The sequence below is a fragment of the Vibrio sp. 1641 genome, from assembly GCF_033339995.1.
Taxonomy (GTDB): Bacteria; Pseudomonadota; Gammaproteobacteria; order Enterobacterales; family Vibrionaceae; genus Vibrio; species Vibrio alginolyticus.
Window position 1 is genome coordinate 1 of sequence record NZ_JAWOVP010000169.1, and the last position, 714, is coordinate 714.

Annotated in this window: 1 protein-coding gene; it reads right to left on the minus strand. The window is 46.8% G+C overall.

From position 1 onward, the window contains the following. Positions 1 to 714, minus strand: a 714-nt coding sequence (locus R7Z47_RS24855) for a PLP-dependent aminotransferase family protein (protein ID WP_318130764.1), incomplete at both ends; no start/stop codon positions are given.

The following is a 714-nucleotide window of genomic DNA, read 5'->3' on the forward strand; positions in this document are numbered from 1 at the left end:
CGTTTAATCAACGGGTCAATGTTGTCAAGACGAACATTCCCATATCCGATCACGACGCCCTGCCAATCTCGTGCTTTAAAATCGGGATGCTCATAAAAACTGACTGGGCGCATCACGATGCCCGCCTTTTTGGCTCGTTGCGTCCACGTGTTTTCATCAATCCCTTGTTGCCAGCTCAACGTAACGTGCAGCCCCGCCGCTTGGCTGATAACTCGAACTTTGTCACCAAAATAATGCTGAATAGAGAAACAGACTTGTTCGTGCTTCGACTTGTACACTCGCCTCATTTTACGAATATGTCGCAGCAAGCTTCCTTCTGAAATGAAGTCCGCCATCGCGGCTTGAATATGACTTGGCGTGTCACCACTAAGTGCGTCTTTCACCATCAAACATTTATCTACCAGCGATTCAGGCACAACGAGATAGCCAAGCCTCAAACCATTAAACATGACTTTACTAAAAGAGCCGATGTATAACACTCGCTCGTCTCGGCCCATTTGTGCGGCTAACCCTTGTAAACTGGTGTATGGACGATGTGCAAATTGGAATTCACTGTCGTAGTCATCTTCAAGAATCCAAGCCTCTTGGTTCGATGCCCACTCAATGATTTGTGCTCGCTGCTCAGTGTTTAAAGTCGTCCCCATCGGATATTGGTTACTTGGCGTGATATAGAGCGCATCTGCAGTACTTTGCGTGACGGAATCTATATCAAAA